The 23978-nt window shown below is 71.7% G+C and carries 13 protein-coding genes; 12 read left to right on the forward strand and 1 reads right to left on the reverse strand.

The features are described from left to right. Positions 1-38 precede the first annotated feature (38 nt). The 12 genes from AC0IWM_RS21340 (at position 39) to AC0IWM_RS21395 (ending at position 23378) form a co-directional block, all read left to right on the forward strand. Positions 39-1448, forward strand: a complete 1410-nt coding sequence (locus AC0IWM_RS21340) for a TAXI family TRAP transporter solute-binding subunit (RefSeq protein ID WP_471758315.1) — start codon at positions 39-41, stop codon at positions 1446-1448. 62 nt (positions 1449-1510) lie between these two features. Then, on the forward strand, positions 1511-1999 hold the full coding sequence (locus AC0IWM_RS21345) for a YidB family protein (protein ID WP_471758317.1): 489 nt from the start codon (positions 1511-1513) through the stop codon (positions 1997-1999). A 471-nt stretch (positions 2000-2470) separates the two neighbouring features. Beyond that, entirely contained in the window at positions 2471-2881 is a 411-nt protein-coding gene (locus AC0IWM_RS21350) for a hypothetical protein (protein ID WP_471758319.1), read from the forward strand. 621 nt (positions 2882-3502) lie between these two features. After that, on the forward strand, positions 3503-4339 hold the full coding sequence (locus AC0IWM_RS21355) for an alpha/beta fold hydrolase (RefSeq protein ID WP_471758321.1): 837 nt from the start codon (positions 3503-3505) through the stop codon (positions 4337-4339). Between the two features lie 239 nt (positions 4340-4578). Beyond that, the gene (locus AC0IWM_RS21360) at positions 4579-7083 is read left to right on the forward strand and encodes a response regulator (RefSeq protein ID WP_471758323.1); all 2505 of its coding nucleotides are present in this window, start codon (positions 4579-4581) and stop codon (positions 7081-7083) included. A gap of 679 nt (positions 7084-7762) precedes the next feature. Beyond that, positions 7763-8512 carry a cellulose biosynthesis protein BcsS gene (gene bcsS / locus AC0IWM_RS21365; RefSeq protein ID WP_056473010.1) on the forward strand — a complete coding sequence of 250 codons (750 nt, stop codon included), beginning with the start codon at positions 7763-7765 and terminating at the stop codon, positions 8510-8512. Positions 8513-8782: 270 nt separating this feature from the next. Then, a complete protein-coding gene (bcsA, locus tag AC0IWM_RS21370; RefSeq protein WP_471758325.1) occupies positions 8783-11227 on the forward strand; it encodes a UDP-forming cellulose synthase catalytic subunit in 2445 nt (814 codons plus the stop codon). An 11-nt stretch (positions 11228-11238) separates the two neighbouring features. Further along, the gene (locus AC0IWM_RS21375) at positions 11239-13797 is read left to right on the forward strand and encodes a cellulose biosynthesis cyclic di-GMP-binding regulatory protein BcsB (protein WP_471758327.1); all 2559 of its coding nucleotides are present in this window, start codon (positions 11239-11241) and stop codon (positions 13795-13797) included. A 170-nt stretch (positions 13798-13967) separates the two neighbouring features. Then, on the forward strand, positions 13968-15056 hold the full coding sequence (locus AC0IWM_RS21380; protein ID WP_471758329.1) for a glycosyl hydrolase family 8: 1089 nt from the start codon (positions 13968-13970) through the stop codon (positions 15054-15056). Continuing rightward, entirely contained in the window at positions 15041-17023 is a 1983-nt protein-coding gene (locus AC0IWM_RS21385) for a hypothetical protein (protein WP_471758331.1), read from the forward strand. Before AC0IWM_RS21380 ends, AC0IWM_RS21385 begins: the two co-directional genes overlap by 16 nt. Continuing rightward, on the forward strand, positions 17020-18015 hold the full coding sequence (bcsN, locus tag AC0IWM_RS21390; RefSeq protein ID WP_471758333.1) for a cellulose biosynthesis protein BcsN: 996 nt from the start codon (positions 17020-17022) through the stop codon (positions 18013-18015). Before AC0IWM_RS21385 ends, bcsN begins: the two co-directional genes overlap by 4 nt. 338 nt (positions 18016-18353) lie before the next feature. Continuing rightward, a complete protein-coding gene (locus tag AC0IWM_RS21395) occupies positions 18354-23378 on the forward strand; it encodes a DUF3320 domain-containing protein (RefSeq protein ID WP_471758335.1) in 5025 nt (1674 codons plus the stop codon). 202 nt (positions 23379-23580) lie between these two features. Here the strand turns inward: AC0IWM_RS21395 and AC0IWM_RS21400 are convergent, their stop codons facing one another. Then, entirely contained in the window at positions 23581-23877 is a 297-nt protein-coding gene (locus AC0IWM_RS21400) for a hypothetical protein (protein WP_471758337.1), read from the reverse strand. Between the last annotated feature and the right edge of the window lie 101 nt (positions 23878-23978).

Genomic DNA, 23978 nt, shown 5'->3' on the forward strand with positions numbered 1-23978 from the left:
GGTCGCGGGGCGCGGCGGGAGGGAGCGAACGATCATCGATGAAGTTCGCCAGGCTCCTCCTGCGTCCGGAACTCGTGTTCCTGCTGCTCACCGTCCTCCTCGGCCTCGCGGCCGGGGCGGCCTACTGGGTCTCCCGCGCCACGGTGCTGACGGTCGCGGTGGCGCCCCGTGACGGGACCGAGCCGGCCCTGATCCAGGCCTATGCCGACGCCCTCGCCAAGCGCCACAAGGAGATCCGGCTCAAGGTCCTGGCCCTGGACGACGTGCGCGACAGCGCCGCCGCCCTGCAGGAGGGACGAGCCGACCTCGCCGTGGTGCGTCCCGACGTCGACCTGCCCGACAACGGCCTGACCCTGGCGATCCTGCGCGATCAGGCGATGATCATCGCCTCGCCGGAGGGCTCCGGGCTGACCCGGTTCCCGCAGCTCGACCGCAAGCGCCTCGCCATCCTGGCCCACCGCGACGCCGACCAAGCCCTGATCAAGGCCATGGTCGAGCATTACGGCCTCACCCTCCTCGATAAGGAGCCCGACGGCCCCATCCCGCCGCGCCACGTGGCACTGGTGGAGATGACGGAGGCGGACCTCGCCGGCGCCTTCACCCGCAAGCGGATCGACGCGGTGGTCTCGGTGATCGCACCGACCTCGCCCACGGCCCAGCGCATCGTCGGCATCGTCCAGGGGGTCAGCCGGACCGGGAAGGTCGCCTTCGTCGACGTGGAGAACGCCGACGCCATCATCGCCCGCCTGCCGCGCCTCCAGGCCGTGACCATGCCGGCCGAGACCTTCGGCGGCAGTCCCAAGGTGCCGGCCGAGGACGTCCACACCGTGGGAGCCTCCTATCGCCTGATGGCCCGCACCAGCCTCTCCCGCCCGGTCGCCGCCGACGTGACCCAGCACCTGTTCGAGATGCGCAGCGGGATGGCCAACGTGACCCCGGCCGCCGACTACGTGCAGGCCCCGAGCTACGACAGCACGGCGGGCGCGACGAGCGCGCGGCTGCCCATCCATCCCGGCGCCGTGGACTTCTTCGAGCGCGAGCAGCAGGGTTTCGTCGAGCGCTACGAGACCTGGATCTACCTCGTCGCCTTCCTCGGCGGCGGCATCGGTTCGGCCCTCGCCTGGGTCGGGCAGCGCCTGTCGCGCCTGCGCCGCGAGCGCATCGAGGAGGCCACCGACCGCTTGCTCGAGATCCGACAGGAGGCCCAGGACAGCGCCGACGCACCGCGCCTGGAGCAGCTCGCCCGCGAGATCGACGACCTCGCCGGCGACATTGCCAAGCACGCCCTCGAACGCCCGACCGAGGCCCGCACCATGTCGGCGGCCGCCATCGCCATCGATGCGGCCCGCTCGACGGTCAAACGAACCATCGCCGCCAGCCAATACGCCGCCGAATCGAGCGACCTGGCCGGGCGCACGACATCGACGGAGGCCGCTGCCGCAGGCTGACGACGAGATCCCGGGCAGGTGCCTGCCCGGATTCCTTCCACCACGACGAACGGAGACGGACGATGAGCAAGGGCTACCCCTCGATGACCGCGCTGCTGGGCCTGCTGGCCGTGGCCGGCTACCAGAACCGCGACAAGCTCGCCGAGTTGCTGAAGGGCCACGAGACCGCCCCGACGCACGGCACGGCCCCACCGATCCCGAACACGTCGGCGACCGGCACGCCCGGCGGCGGTGGCGGCCTCGGCAGCCTGACCGGCCTCCTCGGCGGCGTCGGGACGGCGGGCGTCGGCGGCCTGATCGCCAGCGGTCTGAGCGAACTCGTCGACCACTTCACCAAGGGCGGTCACGGCGAGGCGGCGACGTCCTGGGTCAACCACGGTCCCAACCGCGACCTCCCCGAAGCGGATCTCGAGCGCGCGATCGGGTCGGACACCCTCGACCATCTCACCCAGCAGACCGGCCTGAGCCGCAGCGCGCTCCTCTCCCGGCTGTCGCGCGAGCTGCCGTCGGCCATCGACCGCTACTCGCCCGACGGCCGCCTGCCGACCTGAGTCGGCCCGCGTCGCGCTGCGCGCGGCCCCGGTTCCCGAACCCCGGCCGCGCGCAGCGGACCCTCAGCCTGCGAAGGGCGCGGGCAATGGCCGCGCGTCCACGAGAATGTCCAGACGGAGCCTTCCAATCGATGTCCAAGTTCATGAAATCGGTCACGTATCTGGCGGCGGCGGCGGCCCTCGTCACGCTGGTCTTCGTGGTGTTTCAATCCACGAGCATGTTGGCGAGCTCCTGAAGCCGCCGGAGACTTCGGAGCAGGGCGGTGCTCCGGGCCTCGTTCGATCCCTGAACCCCCGCGATCGATCGCGGGCTGCCGTGGAAATCCAGGATCTGCGACCGCTATGGGTGACGATGCCTGCCTCGTTGGGCAGGGTGACCGCCCCTGTGACGTGTTGAACCATAGTTTGGCTCGGAACACGCGGAGGGCGAGGCTGTTATGAGGCTACATCCCACACGATAGGAGAGATCGCATGCGCAAGCTCGCACTTGCATCGACGGCCCTGCTTGGGCTCGGCCTGCTGGCGTCGGCGCCCGCCGAAGCGCGCGGCTGGGGCTACGGCGGCGGTTATGGCCACGGCGGTTATGGTCACGGTTACGGTGGCGGCTATCGCGGCGTCAGCTTCCGGGGCGGCTATGGCGGCTACCGTGGCTATGGCGGTTACGGCCGCGGCTACGGCTATCGTCGCGGCATCGGTCCCGGCGCGGCCATCGGCCTTGGCATCGCGGGCCTCGCGGCCGGTGCCATCGTCGCGAACAGCTACGGCGGCTATGGCTACGGGTACGGACGGCCGGTTGGCTATTACGGCGGCGGCTACGGCTACGCACCCGCCTATGGCTACGGCGGCGGCTATGGCTACCCGGCCTACGGATACGGCTACTGATCCGGCTCCGTTCGCACCGGTCTTCGGCCGGTGACGTGACGGGCTGACGCGACGATGCGCCCGGGCGGGAACCTGAGCGCATCGTCCGCCGCACCTCTGATGAGCCGTATGCGCTCGTCGAGAAATGTTTTCATTGCTGTCCGAACGCCTTGAAGGTCCGCAACGCGCCGACCTCGGCATGGGACCTTGCCCGCCAAGCTCCGAAATCCTGCTGGCATCGTCGACCGCCGGCCGCAGATGTCCGCCGCCACGCCGTCGATCGATGCGGCGGCGTGAGCACGCTGTCCTAGTCTCGCCGGCGTGGAGCTTGGCGCTTCCAAAATCCTCTATCCCGATGGGTAAGAACGCGCCCCGGCAGTTTGGCGGGGCGATCACCGCGGCCCTTCCGGGGGAGCGTGCCCTCGCACGCCGCCACTGAGTTCCGGGAGAACGCCGCCGCCATTCCTATGGATACGGCGGCGCCCAGGTGCCGGTATCATCCGGGCAGAGGCGCGGCTCGATGCGCCGCCGAGCCGCGCAAGCAATCGCCCCGAATCCATTCGCGCCGATTCCCGGTGCGCGTGGATTCGATCCGCACGCCACTGCTAAGATCGCCCTCTTTCTCAGATCGGGGCTATCACCATGACCTATGTCACCACGAAGGACGGCGTCGAAATCTTCTTCAAGGATTGGGGTCCCGCGGACGCCCAGCCGATCATGTTTCACCACGGCTGGCCGCTCTCGTCCGACGACTGGGACGCGCAGATGCTGTTCTTCCTGCAGCACGGCTACCGCGTCGTCGCGCACGACCGGCGCGGCCACGGCCGCTCTGCCCAGATCGGCAGCGGCCACGACATGGACCATTACGCCGCCGACGCCTTCGCGGTGGTCGAGGCTCTGGATCTGCGCAACGCCGTGCATATCGGTCATTCCACCGGCGGCGGCGAGGTCGCCCGCTACGTCGCGCGGCACGGTGAGCCGGCCGGGCGCGTCGCCAAGGCGGTGCTCGTCTCGGCGGTGCCGCCCCTGATGCTGAAGACCGACGCCAATCCGGACGGGCTGCCGCGCGACGTCTTCGACGGATTCCGCGCGGCGACCGCCGGGAATCGCGCCCAGTTCTTCCTCGACGTCGCCAGTGGCCCCTTCTACGGCTTCAACCGCGACGGCGCGACGGTGATGCCCGGAGTGGTCCAGAACTGGTGGCGCCAAGGTATGATGGGCAGTGCGAAGGCCCATTACGATGGGATCAAGGCCTTCTCCGAGACCGACCAGACCGCGGATCTCGAGGCCATCGGCGTGCCGACCCTCGTCCTGCACGGCGAGGACGACCAGATCGTCCCGATCGCCGACGCGGCGCATAAATCGATCAAGCTGCTGCGGAACGGGACGATCAAGACCTATCCGGGCTATGCGCACGGCATGCTCACGGTGAATGCCGAGGTCCTGAACGCCGACCTCCTCGCCTTCGTGAAGGGCTGAGCCCGAATCCGTCCCTCCCTGCACCGATCGCGCAGCCTGGCGGGCGGGCAGGGGGGCACGCTCCCGGGAGGGCGGACGCCCCATCCCGGAGCCACGACCGACGATTGTGCCCGCGCCTCCCCGACGAGATGGTTAAAGGAAAATTAACCATCTTGTCCGCAGAGACGACGAGAGACCCGTCCGCCTTGTGTCGTGTTTCCGGATATGCAGGCAGCAGAGCGATCAGCGACATGTTGGGAATGGATCGCGTTTCTCTCAAGTCCGTGGCGGCCCTTCAGGCCGGCACCGTCGCCGTGCTCAGCGCCGTCGTGGTCTGGAGCAGCCTCGCCCTGACGGGTGCGCCGCGCGGATCCGGGCCGGACACCGTGCAGCTCCGGCGCACCTCCGAAGCCTTCGCGGGCGCCCTGGACCGCAGCCTCTTCGAGGTGTCGCAGGATCTGCGCACCGCGGCCGTCGCGCTGCGCCAGACCGGCACCGGCCTGATGGACGCGGATCCCCAGGCCGTTCTGCGCGCCTGGGCGGATCTGCGCCCGGCCTATGCCGACATCCTCCTCGTCGGTGCGAACGGCCGCATCCGGGCCGCCGGACGCGAGGACATGATCGGCCGCGACGTCTCGGGACAGCCCTGGTTCGCCAGCGCGCGCAACGCGGCCTCGACCGTCGTCACGGCCTCCGCGACACCGCGCGATCCCGTCCCCTTCGAGGTCTCGATTCCCGTCGCCGGGTCGGGCTCCCGCAACGCCGAGTACCTCGTCGCCCGCCTGGCCGACACCTGGCTCGGCGACCTCCGCAGCGGAATCCTGCGCGCCCGACCGACCGCGGATTCGGCCCTGGTCCTCACCGTGCTGGCGCCCGACGGCCGAGCGCTCGCCGGCAACGGCGGAGCGCAGGCCGGCGACGGCGCCGCCCGCAACGTCGAGCACGCCACGCCGAGCACCGGCTACGGCGACCTCGGCCCCTCGGGCTGGCTCGCGGTCGCCCGTACGTCCGAGCCGCGCACCGCCGGGATCGGGCTGCCGGATCCGCGCCTGTGCGCGCTCTGGCTCGCCGCCGCCCTGCTGGCGGCCGCCCTCGCCTACGCCATCACCGGACGCCTGACGCGCCGGTTGGCCAAGATCATGGATTCGGACGGCGAGGAGAGCGTTCCGTCACGCATCGCCGAGTTCCGCGCGGGCGCCGAGCGCCTCGCCGCCCGCGAGCGCAGCCGCGGCCGTGCCCTGGCCGAGGCGCGGACTGCGCTCGCCCGGGTGCGCGAGCGCCTGCGCACCTTCGAGGCGATGTCGGGCTGGACCTACTGGGAGATCGACACCGAGGCGGGCAACGTGACCTGGGTGGATTCCGCCGCCCCCGGCGTCGCCGCCACCGACCGTGCCGTCGCGCTGACCGACCTCACGGACGGCATCAAGCCGCAGGATCGCGACCTGATGCGGTTCACCATGCAGGCCGCCCTGGACGGCGAGGGCCCGCACGACGTGGTCCTGCGCCGGGCGGAATCGACGGACGGCCAGGAAGCGCGCCGCCTCCTCGTCCGCTTCATCCGCGGCAGCGCGGAGGTCTCCGCGCCGGGCGCGGCCCGTCTCCACGCCCTCAGCCGCGAGGTTCCGGCGGGCCTGACCACCGGGGCGCAGGACGGCACCGAGACGGGGGATGCCGGGGTCAAGACTCCGGAGCGGCGCGGTGAGAACATGCTGCGTCAGGTCATCGACGGGATCGTAGACGACTTCAACAACCTGCTCACCGTGATCAGCGGCAACCTCGGGACGCTCAAGCGCCGCCACGGCCTCAACCCGGAGCAGGTGCGCCTGATCGAGGCCGCCCTCGCCGGTGCGCAGCGCGGCTCGAGCCTGACCCGCCGCCTCGTCCGGTTCGTCCGCCGCGACGATTCCACCCTCCAGGAGACCGAGATCGGAACCGCCCTGACGGCGTTCGCGCCGTTCCTCAGCGCCAACGTGCTGAGCCAGGCCCCCATCAAGATCCGCGTGCGCCCGGGGCTCGCCCGTGCCCTGTGCAGCGAGGGCATGCTGGAGGCCGTGCTGCTGAACCTCGCCTTCCATGTCCGCGATCTCGGCTCCGAAGGCTTCGCGATCGGCGCCGACGAGCGGGTGCTGTCGGAGGAGGACGGGATCGCCCTGCGGCCGGGTCGCTACGTGCGCCTCGTGCTGGCCAGCGGCACACCCGGGCGAGTCACCCCCCTGGCGACCCCGCCCGGCGAGGAGCGCTCCACGGCCGCGGTGGCGAACCTCCTAAGCGGGATCGGAGGCGGGTTCCGCCTCGTGGCGGACGGACGCGGCGAATCCGCCTTCCTGGCCGAGCTCTGGATCCCCGCCGGCGAGGCGCCGGGCGAGACCGGGCACGAGGAGGCGGCCACGGTCCAGCCGCGCCTGCACGTCCTGCTCGTCGACAGCGACACCCTGGTCCGCGAGAGCTTCGCCGAGGCCCTCTCGGACCTCGGTCACCGCGTCACCCAGGCGGGCTCGGCCGAGCACGCCCTGGCACTCCTCGATGCGCCGGAGGGGTTCGACGTCATGATCGCCGACCAGCGCATGCCGGTGATGAGCGGTCTCCAACTCGCCGCCACGGTGGTCCAGCACCATCCCGGCATCCGCATCGTCCTCGCCGGGCCGCAGGGACACCTGCCGGAAAGCGCCCGGGCCTTCCTGCAGATCGACAAGCCGTTCCGGTACGGCGATCTCGCCGCCGTGATGCGTCGCGCAGCCCACGACCCCGCCGCGAAGGCGGCCTGAGGCCGCCCCGGGCAAGGTCCACCGGATTCCGACCAGGACCCGGCTCGATCCGGGACCTCCGCCGCGGCACGCAGCGGGTTGACGGGACGGGGTCGGCGAAACGACCGCGCCATCCCCCGGCGAACCGAAGCCGCGCGGCTCGATCGGCCCGCGCGACGCGGATCCGGACCGCCGCGTCGGCCCGGTCGCCCCTGCGCCGGAACAATCCACAGGGCCATCCGCGCGAAAAAATCCGGACGCGCCTCGATCGCGGTCCCGACGCCGCGAGCGGCGGTTTCAGCGACCAGCAAACCCGTATTGCCAACGTTTCGGCCCGGCGAGCCCACTGCGGATCTTCAGGTCACGCGTTCCAGTTGTATAAATCCGACAAACCGCGCCCCACAAACGACGCGATGCTGCGAGAGTAGCCTTGCGCCGACTGAATCGAACCGCCGCATATTTGTGCAGTTGCTCATTCTATTTTCACGATAATCAGCAAGACAGAGATTACCCGTCTTCGGCGCGAACAACATGTGTTGCCTAGGGGCACATGGGTGGGTCCGTCGACTTGTGAGATCCAGCTTTCGCGAGCGCGTTAAGAATTGATTAACCCCGAAGGTCGATGAATTGCCGCGAGCGGACGCGTCGATTTTCATGCCATCGCGCGCGAATGCCTCACCGGAACGGATCATCCGCATCGATGTCGCGCATCGCCCTTCTCACCTCGACCCTGCCCCTGGCCCTCGTCCTGTCGCACACCGCGATCGCCGCGGACTGGTACACCGGTGCGGAACCGGTGATCCTGGACGAGAACTGGACGGTGGCGGTCGACGCTTCGGTCGCCGTCACCTCGAACAGTTCCGCCTTCGGCTCCGTCACCGGGACGATCGCCACGGAGGGCACGCTCCTGGAGAGCGGTCCCCGCCTGCGCGTCGAGGGCGTGGCCGGCACCTACAGCTATCCCGGCCAGAAGGTGGGGCAGCGGGTGACGGGCTACCAGCAGGAAGGGGCCCTGTCGGGCGGCTACGAATGGATCTGGCGCGACGCGGCCCTGGCCGGCTTCGTCGGGTTCAACGTGCGCAGCAACCAGCTGTCGATCCTCGACCCGGGCAACCCCGTCGTCGGAACCGGCGTGGGCGCCAAGTTCGCGGCCAACTTCTATGCCCGGCCGACCGAGAACACGATGGTCTCGGCCTACGGCTCGTACTCGACCCAGTTCAATGCCTACTATTCACGCTTCCGGGTCGGCTACATGGTCGCCGATGGGGTCTATGTCGGTCCCGAAGCCATGTTCCTCGGCGACAACTTCTTCAACCAGTACCGCATCGGCGGACACCTGACAGGCTTTTCCTTTGGTCCGATCAAGATGGCCGTCGGTGTCGGCTACGTGAAGGATCGCATTCAGGGCAGCGGATACTACTCGACCGTCGAAGCGAGAACCGCATTCTAACCGGATCTTCAGGTCTTGTTAGGAACGTTTCGTCGCGCGCCAATTCAATTTTTTCATATGTGCCATCTTACAACAGTTGCGCGCATTCCATCCCTGAAATGCGCAATTCCCGCGACGCGTGGCCCGGATTCTCTTGGCAGGCAAATCGCTCAGGTGGTTCTCAGGTATTGCGCCGTCCCGTTCCCGCGCAGGTCGCTACCCTGAAGGCCCGGTGGGCGCAGGACGCTCCGGAAGGAACGCGGGCGACGCGGATTGCGGAAGGGCAGGGTCGTGGCAAGTGCATTTCGTTGGGTGGCCTGGATCGCGTCGGCCGCTGCGGTCCTCGTCCTGCTGAGCCAACCCGTCAGCACGCAGGATCAGCTGATCATGAGCCTCTGCGCCATGGTGGCGATGGTGGCGCTGTGGGTGTTCTTCGACAATCAGCCGGCGCGCTTCGTCTTCCTGGCCTTGGGAAGCCTCGTCGTGCTGCGCTACATGTTCTGGCGCGTGACGAACACGCTGCCCTCCGTCAGTGATCCAGTCAGCTTCGGCTTCGGCCTCCTGCTCCTGCTGGGCGAGCTCTACTGCGTCTTCATCCTGTTCGTCAGCCTGACCATCAACGCCGATCCGCTCCGGCGCGCCCCCCCTCCGATGGCGGCCGCCGACGATCCGGAGGCCCTCGACGCGCTGCCCACCGTCGACATCTTCGTGCCGAGCTACAACGAGGATGCGGGCATCCTCTCGGTGACCCTCGCGGCCGCACGCCTCATCGACTACCCCGCCGACAAGCTGACGGTGTGGCTGCTCGACGACGGCGGCACCGACCAGAAATGCGCCGACCCCGATCCGGTGAAGGCGCAGAGCGCGATGCGCCGGCGCATGGAGCTCCAGGCCCTGGCCGCCTCCCTCGGCGTCGAGTACCGCACCCGGGCCCGCAACCAGCACGCCAAGGCGGGCAACCTCAACAACGGCCTCAAGCATTCGCACGGCGAGATCGTCGTGGTGCTGGATGCCGACCACGTCCCGTTCCGGTCGTTCCTGCGCGACACGATCGGGTACTTCGCCCAGGACCCGCGCCTGTTCCTGGTCCAGACGCCGCACGCCTTCCTGAATCCCGACCCGATCGAGCGCAACCTGCGCACCTTCGACCGCATGCCCTCCGAGAACGAGATGTTCTATTCGGTGACGCAGCGCGGCCTCGACAAGTGGAACGGCTCGTTCTTCTGCGGTTCGGCCGCCCTCCTGCGCCGGCGCGCCCTCGACGAGGCGGGCGGCTTCTCGGGCGTCACCATCACGGAGGATTGCGAGACCGCCTTCGAGCTTCATTCGCGCGGCTGGAACAGCATCTACGTCGACAAGCCGCTGATCGCGGGCCTGCAACCCGAGACCCTCGAGGCCTTCATCGGCCAGCGCTCGCGCTGGTGCCAGGGCATGTTCCAGATCCTTCTCCTGAAGAACCCGCTGTTCAAGCGCGGCCTGCATTCGATCCAGAAGGTCGCCTACCTGTCGAGCATGACGTTCTGGTTCTTTCCCGTGCCGCGGCTGATCTTCATGTTCTCGCCGCTGCTGCACATCTTCTTCGATCTGAAAATCTTCGTCGCCAGCGTGGATGAGTCCATCGCCTATACGGCGACCTACGTCGTCATCAACCTGATGATGCAGAACTACGTCTACGGAAAGTTCCGCTGGCCCTTCGTCTCCGAGCTGTACGAGTACGTCCAGGGCCTGTTCCTGTTCCGCGCCATCGCCTCGGTCATCGTCTCCCCCCGTCGGCCGACCTTCAACGTCACCGCCAAGGGCACCACCCTGGAGCAGGACCACCTCTCGGCCCTGGCCTGGCCGTTCTTCGCCGTCTACGGCCTGCTGCTGCTCGGCTGCGGCACCGCTCTCTACCGCTACCTGTTCGAGCCCGGCGTCACCAACCTGATGCTCGTCGTCGGCCTGTGGAACTTCTTCAACCTCCTCATGGCCGGCGCCGCCCTCGGCGTGGTGGCCGAGCGCCGCGTCACCGAGGCGAGCCCGTCCCTGGCGATCAACCGGCAGGGACGGATGATGCTGGGCGGCCGCGCCCTCGACGTCGCCGTGGACCGCGCCTCGGCCGTTGGCTGCACCGTCCGGTTCGGGGCCGACGCCCTGCCGTTCGGCACCGGCAGCACCTACCGCACCGGCCAGCTCACGGTGCAGCCCCTCGACGGCGCCCCCGCCGGCGGCGTGCTGCCCTTCGAGGTCGGGACGATCGCCCATGCGGGCGACGACGTGGTGGTGACCCTGCGCTTCCAGCCCCTCGACGCCCAGGGCTATGCCGGCCTGGCGAGCCTGATGTACGGCGATGCGGGCGCCCTGCTGCGCTTCCAGCAGGGCCGGCGCCGGCACAAGAACATCGTCTCGGGCACCCTCCAGCTGATCTGGTGGGGCCTGGTCGAGCCGTTCCGCGCCTTCAGCTACCTGTTCAAGGCGCGCCCGCAGGCGGCCGCCGCCCCCACCACCGACACCGCCCTTCCGCGCACCGCGCCCCGGGCGCCGCTCCTGCCCGGCGGCAGCCCCGGCGGGGCCGCGGCCGCCCGGCCGCGCCCGACCGACAATCCCCTGCCGGCCCGGCAGAGCTTCGCGCGCAGCAACGACGGCGAGCCGACCACCGACTGGGTCCGCCTGATGCTGGAATTCGAGAACGATCGCCTGCTCGGCGGTGCGGCGGGCGGCGGTGGGCGCGGCGCCGACCTCCACGCCCGGTCGTGAGGGAGGCTCGCATGCGTGTCACGACGATCACCCGCGGGCTCCTCGCGCTGGCGCTGGCGGGCGGGGCCGCCGAGGCCCGCGCCCAGAGCTTCATCGGGGCCGGTCCGGCCGAGCGCTTCTCCGTTCCCCCCGCGGGCGATGCCCTGCGCCGGGAGGGAGAGGCCGCCCGCGGGCGGGCGCCGGCAATCTCTGCGGCCCCTGCGGGCTCCGTCGCCCCGACGCCCGCTCCGGCGGTCCGGGACGGCGCCCTGGCGACGATCGGACCGGCCCGGCGCCTGCCCGCCACCACCGGCGGGTTCCGCCTGGAGGGCGAGGAGGACGTCCTGCGCTTCCCGGTCTACGTGACGGAAGCCCAGAGCCGCGGGCGCCCGCGGCTGCGCGTCTCCTACCTCTCGGCCATCTCCGTGGCGCCCGAGACCTCCGAGCTCGTCGCCAGCGTCAACGGCACCGTGGTCGGCCGCACCCGCATCCAGGCCCCCGGCGCCGTCAAGGTGGTGGAGTTCGAGCTGCCCGAAGGCAGCCTCAAGCTCGGCTACAACGCCATCGACCTCTCGGCGAGCCAGCGCCACCGGGTCGACTGCTCCCTCGACGCGACCTACGAGCTCTGGACGCAGATCGATCCCTCGCGCTCCGGCCTCGTGGTGGCCCCCGTCGCCGCCGCCGGGATCGAGTTGAAGGACCTCGCCGCCCTCGAGCCCGACGACGGCGGCGCCCTGCCGGTCCGCGTCGTGATCAACGACAAGCCGAGCCTGCCCCGCCTGGAGCGGATGTTCCACGCCATCGAGGCGATCGGCCTCGTGGGGCGCATCGCCCGCCCGGTGGTGGAGTTCGGCTCGGTGATGACCGGCCGCGCGGGCATCAACCTCATCGTCGGCACGGCGGCGGAGCTGCGCGGCACGCCGGATATCGAGACCATCGGTCCGATCACCGGCCCCCGGCTCGCGATGCTGCCGCCGCGGGAGGACCGTGCCCCGGCCCTCGTCGTCAGCGGCACCAGCTACGACGAGATCGAATCCGCCATCGCCACCCTGGCACGCGGCACCGAGCCCTACGGCACGCCGCGCGGCCTGAAGGCCGCGGCGCTGCTGCGCGGCGCGCCCCTCGACAGCGGCGACCGCGTCTCGCTGCAGTCCCTCGGCGTGGCGACCCGGGAATTCTCCGGGCGGCTGCTGACGACGCGCTTCGACGTCCAGCTGCCGCCGGACTTCCTGCCCGCCGATTACGGCAAGATGCTCCTGAACCTCTCGGGCGCCTACGCCTCCGGCCTGTCGTCGGAGGCGCGCGTCCTCGTCGACCTCAACGGCCGCAACGCCGCCAGCGTGCCCCTGCCGCAGGCACGCGGCGAAGTCTTCGAGAACAACACCATCCCGCTGCCCCTCGGCCTGTGGCGGCCGGGCCTGAATCGCGTCGAGATCTCGGCCCAGGTGCCGACCCCCGGCGACGCCACCTGCGCGGCGAGCACCGCGGAGACGAAGCGCGAGCGCTTCCTGTTCCTCGACCGCACGACCCTGAGCGTTCCGAACCTGGCCCGCGCCGCCCGGATCCCGGACCTCGCAGCGACGACCAGCGGCGCCGTTCCGTTCCTGGAAGGCGGGCAGCGGCCCCGCCTCGTCCTGCCCGTCCTCGACCGCGACACCGTGGCGGCGGGCGCCATGATCGCCGCGCGGCTCGCGAGCGCGGCCGGGCGGGTGATCGACTTCGAGCTCGCCACCGAGGCGCAGGGCGGCACGGGACCGACCCTGGTGGTGGCCCCGGTGCGCGCCGTGGCACCCGCGACCCTGACCGGCCTCGGCCTCGATCCGGAGCAGATCCGCCGGATCTGGGAGGCCCGCGCCGAGACGGCCCGGCCGGCGGGACAGTCCGGCTCGGTGCCGGCCCCGACCCTCGACCGCCTGCGCCGCAACGTGCCGGCCCGCTGCAGCCTGCCCGACCTCAACTTCCGCGTCGCCGGCCCGGTGACGCCCCGCAGCCCCGCTCCGGACGCCGCATCCGGAGCCCGCGGCGGCACGGCCCGCGCCAGCGATGGCGACCTCGTGACGAAGTGGGACGAGACCCTGCGCGCCCGCCATCCCCTGGTCGAGGCGGCCGACGGCCTCGTCGAGCGCGCCTCGGCCACCGTGCGCGGCCTGCTCGGCGAGACGCGCACCTGGATCGATGCCGACGCGTCGGAACGGAGATCCGCCGTCCCGCCCCGCGCCTCGCTCATCCTGGCCCAGGCCCTGTCGAGCGGGGGCACCGGGTTCGATGACACCACCACCCTGGTCACCGCCCCGAACCCGCTCCTGCTCAAGGCCTCCGTGGCCTGCCTCGTCGACCCCGAGGTCTGGTCGCGGATCAGCGGGCGGTTCGCCTTCCTCGACGCGGCCGACGGCCGCCTCGACACGGTCGAGCCCGACGCCGTCCGGATCGTCGAGACGCGGGCGCCCTCGGTCTGGAACCTGCGGCTCGTCGTGGCCGGGTGGCTCTCGATGAACCCCGTCGTCTACGCGGCGCTGGCGCTCGCCCTGGCCCTCTGCCTCGGCCTGACCACCACGCTCATGGTCCGCAATGTCGGCCGGAGGAATGCATGAGACGCCCCGCCCCGAGGCGCCCCTTCCCGTCGGTCCGAGGCGCCGCCCTCGCGGCGGTCCTGACCGCGGGATTCGCGAGCGGATCCGTCACAGGGCCCTGCCTGGCTCAGGGCGGCGCCGCGCCGCTTCCGGCCGGCTCGGCCCGGGATCCCCAGACACGCGATCCCGCCATGCCGGACCTGCCGACCTCCGTCCCGCCCGCCATCGCGCTGCCGGCCGCGCCGCAGGCCAAGGACGATCCCGCCCGCACGGCCCAGCCCCTCGCCGGGAGCCTGAGGAGCGCGGAGGGCTGGCGCCTCTACCGGGCCCGCTTCGTCACCGAGGCCGGGCGGGTCGTCGACACCGCCAATAGCGGGATCAGCCACAGCGAGGGGCAGGGCTACGGCATGCTGCTCGCCGTGGCGGCCAACGACCGCCCGACCTTCGAGCGCCTCTGGGGCTGGACCCGCGCCAACCTGATGGTGCGCCCGGATTCGCTCCTGGCCTGGCGCTGGGAGCCGGGCAAGCGCCCGGCCGTGGCGGACATGAACGATGCCACCGACGGCGACATCCTCGTCGCCTGGGCGCTGACGGAGGCCGCCGAGGCCTGGGACGATGCCGGCTACCGCGTCGCGGCCCGTCGCATCGCCGTCGAGGTCGGTCGCCGCACCGTCCTGTTCAAGGACCCCAACGGCGCGTTGCTGCTCCCGGCGGTCTCGGGCTTCTCGGCGGCGGAACGCGCCGATGGTCCCCTGATCAACCTGTCCTACTGGGTCTTCCCGGCCTTCGCCCGCCTGCCCCTGGTGGCTCCGGAATACGACTGGGCCGCCCTGACCGGGAGCGGCCTGCGGCTCCTGCGCCGCGCCCGCTTCGGCAGCGCCAACCTGCCCACGGAATGGATCTCCCTGAAGGGCGACCAGCCCCGCCCGGCCGACGGCTTCCCGCCGCTGTTCTCCTACAACGCGATCCGGATTCCCCTCTACATGGCCTGGGCCGATGTGGGCCGCCGGGAGGATTACGAGCCCTTCGTGGCCCTCTGGTCCGGGCCGGATCGCGAGCGCCTGCCCATCGTCGACACCGCCGACGGGCGCACCGTCGAGTGGCTGGGCGAGAGCGGCTACGCCGCCTTGTCCAGCCTGCTGCTCTGCGCCGTGAAGGGGACCCCGCTCCCCGACGGCTTCAGCCAGGTGCAAGACAACGAGAACTACTATCCGACCACGCTGCATCTCCTGGCCATGGTGGCCGCGCAGATGAGGGGACCGTCATGCTTGAAGCGTTAGCGCACCGGCTGAGCCGCGGAACCGCGCCCCTCGGCGTCCCGCTGGGCGTGGCCCTCGCGGCGCTCGTCCTGCCGGCCCTGGCGCAGGGACCGGCCGGCGAGGATGCCAGCCGGGCGCCCGCCATCGTCGTCGATCCCACGGGGTCGGCGGCCAACGGCATGGTCGACGAGAGCGCGCTGCGCTACTACGCGGCGCAGAAGCAGACCGCCCGGATGAAGGCGGAGGCCGCGCGGCTGAAGCAGCTCTATCCGGGCTGGACCGAGCCCACCGACCTCGACACCCTGCAGCCGAGCCCCCCCGAGGAAGCGCCCCTCTGGGACCTCTTCACGGCCGGTCGCTTCGACGACCTCTACGCGGCGATCGCCGGCCGGCGCACGGTCGACCCGAACTGGCAGCCCTCCGACGAACTGGCGCGCAAGCTGCGCCGCGCCGGCTTCCGCAGCCGCCTGAAGGGGCTCGCCAGCGCCAAGCGCAACCTCGACGTCATCGCCCTCTACCGCGCCGATCCCAGCGCGCTCGATCCCGGCGACGTCGAGAGCATCTGGATCGTCGCCGACGCCCTGGCGGCCGAGGAGGCCACGGCGCAGGCCTTAACGCTCTACAAGTCCGTCCTCGACACCAGCAACGACACCGGCGCCCGGCTGGCCACCATCCAGAAGGCGATGTCGAACCTGCCGATGGCCGCGGCCGAGCAGCTCATCGCCCTCGGCCGGACGGATCCCGACGGCAATTCCGAGTTCCGCCGCATCGCCATCGACATCACCCGCGCGCGGATCGTCGCCGTCCTGCACGACGCCCCCGCGCACGAGCCGACCACCACCGACATCGCCGCGTTCCAGGCGCAAGCCCGCAAGACCGGCGATCCGCGGGAGACCGGGCTCCTCGGCTGGTACGCCTACAAGCGCCAGCAGTTCCGCGAGGCGCTGGACTGGTTCAAGCTCGCGATCAGCCGGGGCGGCGACGCGATGACCGCCCACGGGCTCGCCCACGCGCTGCGCGCCGTCGGCATGGCGCGCGAGGCCGAGGAAGTGGCCTATGCCTGGCGCGACAAGTACGTCGGCAACAACATCCTCTTCATCGAGCTCCTGGAGCGCAAGCTCACCCAGGCGAACCCGGCCTTCATCGACCTGGACCGGATCAACCGCTACGCCAAGGTCACCCTGGCCTCGAGCTCCGGCGAGGGCGCCCAGGCGCTGGGCTGGTACGCCTACAATTCCTGCCAGTTCGATGCCGCCCTCGAGTGGTTTCAGCACGGCATCGCCTGGCTGCCGAGCGAATCGACGGTGCTCGGCTATGCCCTGGCGCTGCAGCGCCTGAAGCGCACGCGCGAGTACCTCGAGATCGTCAACCGCTACGACGGCCTGTTCCCGAAGGTGGTGGACCTGCTGTTCCGCGAGGGTCCGGACGGGCCGCCGCTCGCCTGCAGCGTCGCGGCGGCCCCGGCCGCCGGCGCGCGCCAGCCCGCGAGCCCCGCGCCGACCGCCGTGCTCGCCAACGCCGCCCGCGCGCCGGCCACCTACGGCCGGGTGCCGAAGCCCGACATCTCGGCCAACGGGGCGGCGCGCCCGCTTCCGGTCCTGCGCAGCGAGTTTCCGCTGTCCGTCGCCTCCGAGAACCCGTTCCGGTACCTGCCGGCCGCCATGGCCCGGCAGGCGCCCGAGCGGAGCCCCGGCGGCTTCCTGGCCGAACCCGCGACGGGTGCGCCGCCCCTGGTCGCCCGCCGGGTGCCGGGCGCCGGGCCGCTGCCCTACGAGCGCTATGGCTTCGCGCTGCTGCCGGGCTACAACGGCATGACCCAGGCTTCCACCCTGTCCGATCCGCCCGCCGGCACCCAGTGGCAGGACCAGCAGGCCGCCAGCGCCAATGGTCAGACCCGGTCGAGCCGCGAATCCGACCGCTTCGGCGTCCCGGGCTCGCAACGCGCCAACTTCGTCGAGGCCGGCACCAGCGCCGGACAGCAGCCATGAGTCGGATACGGCCTTCCGGAACCGCGGCGGCGCTGGCGGCGCTGCTGCTCCTGCCCGCGCTCCCCGCCGCCGCCCGTCCCGGCCGCGCGGCCCTCGACCTGCCGGGCGCCGGACCCGTGTCCGACGTGGCGCAGAACCCGTCCCGCGACGGCTATTCCCAGCGGATCACCTTCCGGGACGATCCGCGCGGCGTCGCCGAGGTGAGCGTCCGCAACGGGGATGGGGGCTCCGGCCCCGCCCTCGCCATGGCCAAGCCGAGCCGGCCGGGGATCGCGGCCGAGCTGCGGGCGCGCTTTCCCGGCGAGACCATGCGGGTCGTGACCCAGGCCCACCGCAACGCCTACGGTCCGGTCGGCCTCGCGCTCGGCAACGACTGCCTCTACGCCTGGCAGTGGATCGACCTCGGTGACGCGGGCCGGCGGCGGCCGTCCTCCTTGTTCGGCGCTGACGGCGCGGCACCGGCCGCCTCCATGCGGATCAAGCTCTGCCGCACGGCGACGGCCAGTCTCGCGGACCTGACCCGCGCGGTGGAGCAGATGCGGTTCTCGGCCGATTCCAACGCCGCGCCCCGCGCCCAGGAGGAGATGGCCGCTCGCCGGCAGCCGCTGCGGCGGCGCGATGCGGCGGCCCCACGGCCGCGGGCGCCCCGCGAAGCCGCGCAGGTGCCGGAGTCCACGGTGCGTCCGCCCGGTGCGATGGAGCGGCCGGGCCCGGAGAAGCGCCCCGAGGCCGCGCCGCGCCGCATGGCCTCCGAGCAGTCCGGCGAGACCCAGCGCTACCTCGTGCCGGGACCCGGCGCGGCGCCGCCCGTTCCCGCGGTTCCCGTTCCGGTGCCGCCGGCCGGGGGGCAGGGTCCACGCTACATCACCGACGCGGCGCAGGCGGACGGGACCGTCGCGATCACGGTGCCGAGACCGGCCCCGAACCGCGCCGAGGTCGAGGACCTCATGGCCCGCGAGCTCCCGGCACGGGCCTATCGCCCGCCGCCGTAGGAGGCTGCGCCTCGACGGGCCGATCCGTCGGCCCGGAGCGACGCGGAAGCACCGGATGGCCTCGGGGGAGGACGCCCGTCCGCGCCCCGGGCCAGCATAGGGCGAGCGGCCATGTCGCCGGCCGGTCCTGCGATCCTAGATTTTCATCGACCCTCGCACATACAACCTTGAACACCCATTCCTCCCAGGCGAAGAAGCCTGCGGCAGGGATGGTGGGCGACGGAAATGGCGCGGGTCAGCGGACGCGGTGTTCCTCCGAGCGGAGCGGCCGCCGGAGCGGTGCAGGCGAACCGGATGCCGGCTTCGATGCCGCGCCGCGCCGGCCGGGAAAAGGTCGCATGACCGGTGCGACGGACGAACCCGATGCCGGCACGGAGCCCAAGGCCGGCACGGAGCCCAAGGCAGGCACGGAGCCCAAGGCAAGCACGGAGCCCAAGGCAGGCATCCGCCCGATGGATCTCGGTGGCGGCGGCGCGAGCGCGACGGCGGCACCGGCCGCGCCGCTGAACCAGACCGTGTCGGCGGCGCCGGCCTTCGAGGCGACCCGTCCTCCGCCCGTCGAGGCGGCTCCCGAAACCCCGGCCGGGCGCCTGGAGTGCTGGAAGCGCAAGCTCCTCGACCTGTCGCTGCGCAACAAGCTCCTCAACTTCAAGCCCGGCAAGGGCTCGGTCGTCCTCGAAGGCGTCTCTCCCGGCGCTCTGGCGGACGGCTTGGCGGCGGGGCAAGACTTCCGGCTGAAGCCCGTCTCCGAAGGGTCGGCCACACCCGGCGAGCGCGGCGCCGAATTCGCGGCGGCCCTGGCCCGGAGGGAGATCCACAGCACCGCGACGGAGGCCGAGCTCGAGCGCCGCCTGCTCGAGCTCTATCGGCTGGCCCGCAACGGCTTCGAGGAGGGCGGGGCCAACATCCTGTTCCTGGCCGTCGGGTTCCTGTCCTGGACCCGCACGGAGGGTGAGGCCGCGAACCGCGCGCCGCTGCTGCTCGTCCCGGTCGCACTCCGGCGCTCCAGCGTGCGGGCCGGCTTCCGCCTCGCGCTGCACGACGACGAGATCCGGATCAACCCGACCCTGATCGAGATGCTGCGCCAGGACTTCCGGCTGCGGATACCGGACTTCGAGGGCGACCTGCCGCGGGACGGGTCCGGCATCGACGTGGACGCCATCTTCCGGATCGTTCGCCAGCACGTGACGGAATTTCGCGGCTGGGAGGTGGTGCCGGATGTCGTGCTCTCGGCCTTCTCATTCACCAAGTACCTGATGTGGAAGGACCTCGACGACCGGGCCGACCTCCTCAGGCGCAACCCGGTGGTGCGCCACCTCCTGGAGACGCCGAAGCACGCCTACGGCGACGGCACCCCCTTCCCCGATCCGGCGCATCTCGACCGGGACCATCCCCCCGAGACCGTGTTCGCGCCGCTCTCGGCGGATTCCTCGCAGCTCTCCGCGGTCCTGGCCGCCGCCGGCGGCAAGGATTTCGTGCTGTTCGGGCCGCCCGGTACGGGCAAGAGCCAGACGATCGGCAACATGATCGCCCAGTGCCTGGCCCAGGGCCGCACCGTGCTGTTCGTGTCCCAGAAAACGGCCGCCCTGGAGGTGGTGCAGCGGCGCCTGCAGGAGATCGGCCTGGGCGATCACTGCCTGGAGGTGCACGCCGCCAAGGCGCAGAAATCGGCCGTGCTCGGCCAGCTGCGCCGGGCTTGGCACGAGCGCGCGGCGCCCGCGCAGGCGGATTGGCAGGGGGTCACGCGCACGCTCGCGGACCTGCGCGCCGAGCTGAACGGCCTCGTTCAGGCCCTGCACCGGCGGCGGGAGAACGGTCTCTCGGCCTACGAGGCCTTCGGGCGCGTGATCGCGGCCGGGTCCGAACCGGCCGATCTCGTCCTCGCCTGGCCCGACCACCGCGCCCACGGGGCGGACACCCTCGCGTCCCTGCGGGCGGCCTGCCGCGACCTGCGACCGATCCTGGCCGCGGTGGGGTCCCCCGCCGACCACCCGCTGCGGGGCATCGAATCCAGGCACTGGTCGCCGGCTTGGCGCGACGGCCTGGACGCGGCGATCACCGCCACGGTCGAGGCGCTGACCGCCCTCGGGGCGAGCGGCGGGGCCTTCGCCGAGGCGATCGGGCTTCCGTCGCATCCGGTGACCGGGGCGGAGATCCGCGGCCTCCTGGGCCTCGGCAACGAAGTGCTGCGTCCCGAGGCCCGCTGCGGGGTCGCCCTCCTGGCCGACGACGCGGGGGAACTGCGCCGGGCGGTCGCCGCGCGCGAACGCGTCCAGGCCGTCCGGGCCGAGCACCTCGGCCGGCTCACCGGCACCTACCGGCCCAGCATCCTCGACCAGGACCTGCCGGGTCTCCTCGCCGCGTGGGTCGCCGCGCGGAGCGCGAACATCCTCGTCCGCCGCCATCGCCTGAGGACGGTCCTGCTGCGCCTCCAGCCCTATGCCGAGGGCGCGCTGCCGGACGATGTCGGGCCGGACCTCGCCGGCCTGATCGCGCTCGCCCGGCACGAGACGGCCGATCGCCCCGAGGAGGCGGCCCTGACCCGGCTGGGGCCGCCCTGGAGCGACCCGGATCTGCCGGCCGCCGACTTCCGGGCCGCCCTCGCCTGGGCCGGGCGGGTCGAGCGGCTCCTGCCCGGCCTCGGGCCGCCGAACCTCGACGCCGCGGGCCTGCGCTCCCACCTCGTCCGGCTCGTCACGCAACAGGGCCGGGACCTCGAAACGGGCGGGCGCATCGCCCAGGCCTACGCGGCGTTCGCGCAGGACCACGCCCGGGCGAACGACGCGGCAAAGGCGCTCGGACGACAGGCCGGACGGTCCGGTCCCGAGGCGACCGCGGAGGCGGACGGGATCGCCGCCGGCATCGCCCTGGCCCGGCGCTGGGCCTCCGGTCTCCCGCGTGCCCAGGGCTGGTGCGCCTGGCAGGCGGCCGCCCAGGGGGCGCGGGACGCCGGCCTCGGGCCGCTGATCGAGGCCCTGGAGACGGGCCGGATCACACCCGACCGGGTCGAGTCGGCCTTCGAGACCGCCTATGCCCGCTGGTGGATCGACCGCGTCGCCGGCGACGACCCGGCCCTGCGCCGCTTCCTGCCGGAGCGGCACGAGGACGCGATCGCCCGCTTCCGCGCCGCCGACGCGCAGGTGGGCGAACTCGCCAGGCAGGTCGTCCGCGACCGCCTCGGCCGCGGCATTCCGGGGCCGACGGCCTTCGGGCGCGATCCCGAATGGGGCGCGCTCTCGCACGCGCTGACGCGGAAGCGGGGGCAACCGCCCCTGCGCAGGCTGTTCGGCCAGATGCCGAACGCGCTCACGCGGCTCACGCCCTGCGTGATGATGAGCCCGCGGTCGATCGCGCAGTACCTGCCGCCCGACGCGGCAGCGTTCGACGTCGTCATCTTCGACGAGGCCTCGCAGATCGCGCCCTGGGACGCGATCGGGGCGATGGCGCGGGGCCGGCAGGTGGTCGTGGTCGGCGATCCCGAGCAGCTGCCGCCGACCCAGGTCGGCGATCGCGGCATCGACGACATCGAGGACGCCGACGACCTCACCGACCAGGAATCGATCCTCGACGCGTGCCTCGCGGCCAACATCCCGCGGCGGACCCTCGACTGGCACTATCGCAGCCGCCACGAGAGCCTGATCGCCTTCTCGAACGCCCGTTACTACGGCGGGCGCCTGGTCACGTTCCCCGCGCCGGTGACCGAGGACCGGGCGGTGCGCCTGAGCTTCGTCCCGGACGGCGTCTACGAGCGGGGGGCCGGCCGGGTGAACCGGCCCGAGGCCCTGGTGGTGGTCGCCGACATCGTGCGCCGCCTGCGCGATCCGGACTTCGCACGCGCACGGCGCTCCCTCGGCATCGTCACCTTCAACGGCGAGCAGCAGCGGCTCATCGAGAACCTCCTCGACGAGCAGCGGCGGTCGTCTCCGGAGCTGGAGCCGTACTTCGATCGCGATCGCTGGCACGAGCCCGTCTTCGTGAAGAATCTCGAGAACGTGCAGGGCGACGAGCGCGACGCCATCCTGTTCTCGGTCGCGGTCGGGCCCGACCCGGGCGGCCGGGTGGTGAGCACGGTGTCGTCCCTCAACAGGGATGGCGGCCACCGCCGCCTGAACGTCGCCATCACGCGCGCCCGACGCGAACTCGTGGTCTTCACCTCGCTCCGCCCCGAGCAGATCGATCTCGGCCGCACCCGGGCGCGGGGCGTGCGCGACTTCAAGCACTTCCTCGAATTCGCCGAGCGCGGCGCGCGGGCACTCGCCGAGGCCTCCGCGCCCACGGGGGGCGGGGTGGAATCGCCGTTCGAGGCCGCCGTGCTGGCGGCGTTGCGGGCCAGGGGTTGGACCGTGCACACGCAGATCGGCGTGTCGGGCTTCCGGATCGATCTCGGCATCGTCCATCCCGACGCCCCCGGGCGCTACCTCGCCGGCCTCGAGTGCGACGGGGCGACCTATCACCGGTCCGCCACGGCGCGCGACCGAGACCGCCTGCGCGAGCACGTGCTGACCGACCTCGGCTGGCGCATCCGGCGGGTCTGGAGCACCGCGTGGTGGGCGGATGCGAACGGCGCCCTCGCCAAGCTCGACCGACGTCTGCGGGAGGATCTGGAGGCCGATCGGCACGCTCCCGGGGACGCGGACGACACAGATGCGGTCGGCGAGGGCACTTCCGCCGCACCGGACGCCGCGGAGACGGCGGATCGTCCAGCCCTCGCCGGGACGGCGGCCGCCGCGGACTCGGACCGCGCGCCGGAGCCGGGCGGCGATGCGCCGGTCGCGCCCGTGGGGCGTGATCCGGCCTACCGCCTCGCCGACCCGGCCGACCTCGGGGTCGCCCTGGCGCAGGACCGCTTCTACGACCCGTCCTACGGTCCGGTGCTGGCGGCCCTGGTGGCGCACGTGATCGCCGTGGAGGGCCCGATCTACGAGGACGTGCTGCTCCGGCGCGTCGCCCGCGCCCACGGCCTCCAGCGGTCGGGCCCCGTCCTCCGCGCGGCGGTTCTCGCGCAGGTTCCCGCCTCAGTGGCCCGCAGTGACGACGAGGGCCGCCCCGTCCTCTGGCCGCCCCGCGTCGCACCGCGGCCGCGCCATCCCTACCGCCCGGCGGTCTCCGGTCTGCGCAGCCATGCCGATACGCCGATGCCGGAACTCGTTGGTCTGGCGGACACGGTGCGTCCGGATGCATCCGAGGCGGAGCGCGTGCGGCTGATGGCCCGGGCGATCGGGCTGTCACGGGTCGAGGCCGGAACGCGGGCCCGATTCGCGCGGGCGAGCGCCCTGGCGCGCCAGCCGGATCCACCCGCCCCTGAAGACATGTTCGGGCCGAATGCCGCTCCCGATCTCTCCGCCCCCCCGGCGGCCGGGTGAGACTGGCGAAGGTTCAACCCACGGGGCGGGCCGCATCGCGCGGCGGGGCCTGAATCCTTCGCCGGTCCGCCGGCGTCGCGGGCTTGCCGCCGCCCGACGGAGGCAGGGATGCCGGCGCGAGTCGCAGCCGGAGCAATCGACGCGCGTGCCCGGGGGGGCTCCGAAGCGACGTCGATGGTCTCCATCCATCCTTCCACGACATTCACGATCCGGGCCCGTCGAAGATCATGGCCGCGCGAGACCCGTCCGCTTCCTGCGTCTCGTCCAACATGTTGCATTGCAGCAAAAGGGCCGGACACTGATCTTCCAGAATGATCGCTTCTCCTCTGTGAAGATCACGAATACGCATTCCATAAATTTGCTTAACTTTTATATATTCTAGCAAGACAACCTTCAATTGTCGCACGCGCCGCGCGCCGTTGATTTGAACAATGCCGTCCGCAACGACCGAAATGTCGATTTGCCGGCTCGCGAATAATTGGCTTGGTTTCTGCTTCATTAGGAGAGATAGACGTGCAACGAAGCGAAACGGGACAGATCTGCCCTGTTTCGCGTCAGCGCCTGCGGATGGATGGGAACCGATGTCTGCTTATCCCGAGG

It is taken from the genome of Methylobacterium sp. AC433, assembly GCF_979253015.1.

Excerpts from the sequence above, each read along its gene's own strand:
- AC0IWM_RS21350 (WP_471758319.1), top strand. The coding sequence starts at position 2,471 with ATGCGCAAGCTCGCACTTGCATCGACGGCCCTGCTTGGGCTCGGCCTG.
- AC0IWM_RS21345 (WP_471758317.1), top strand. The coding sequence starts at position 1,511 with ATGAGCAAGGGCTACCCCTCGATGACCGCGCTGCTGGGCCTGCTGGCC.
- AC0IWM_RS21385 (WP_471758331.1), top strand. The coding sequence starts at position 15,041 with ATGCTTGAAGCGTTAGCGCACCGGCTGAGCCGCGGAACCGCGCCCCTC.
- AC0IWM_RS21395 (WP_471758335.1), top strand. The coding sequence starts at position 18,354 with ATGACCGGTGCGACGGACGAACCCGATGCCGGCACGGAGCCCAAGGCC.
- bcsS (WP_056473010.1), top strand. The coding sequence starts at position 7,763 with ATGTCGCGCATCGCCCTTCTCACCTCGACCCTGCCCCTGGCCCTCGTC.
- AC0IWM_RS21340 (WP_471758315.1), top strand. The coding sequence starts at position 39 with ATGAAGTTCGCCAGGCTCCTCCTGCGTCCGGAACTCGTGTTCCTGCTG.
- bcsN (WP_471758333.1), top strand. The coding sequence starts at position 17,020 with ATGAGTCGGATACGGCCTTCCGGAACCGCGGCGGCGCTGGCGGCGCTG.
- AC0IWM_RS21375 (WP_471758327.1), top strand. The coding sequence starts at position 11,239 with ATGCGTGTCACGACGATCACCCGCGGGCTCCTCGCGCTGGCGCTGGCG.
- AC0IWM_RS21400 (WP_471758337.1), bottom strand. The coding sequence starts at position 23,877 with ATGAAGCAGAAACCAAGCCAATTATTCGCGAGCCGGCAAATCGACATT.
- AC0IWM_RS21355 (WP_471758321.1), top strand. The coding sequence starts at position 3,503 with ATGACCTATGTCACCACGAAGGACGGCGTCGAAATCTTCTTCAAGGAT.
- AC0IWM_RS21380 (WP_471758329.1), top strand. The coding sequence starts at position 13,968 with ATGCCGGACCTGCCGACCTCCGTCCCGCCCGCCATCGCGCTGCCGGCC.
- AC0IWM_RS21360 (WP_471758323.1), top strand. The coding sequence starts at position 4,579 with ATGGATCGCGTTTCTCTCAAGTCCGTGGCGGCCCTTCAGGCCGGCACC.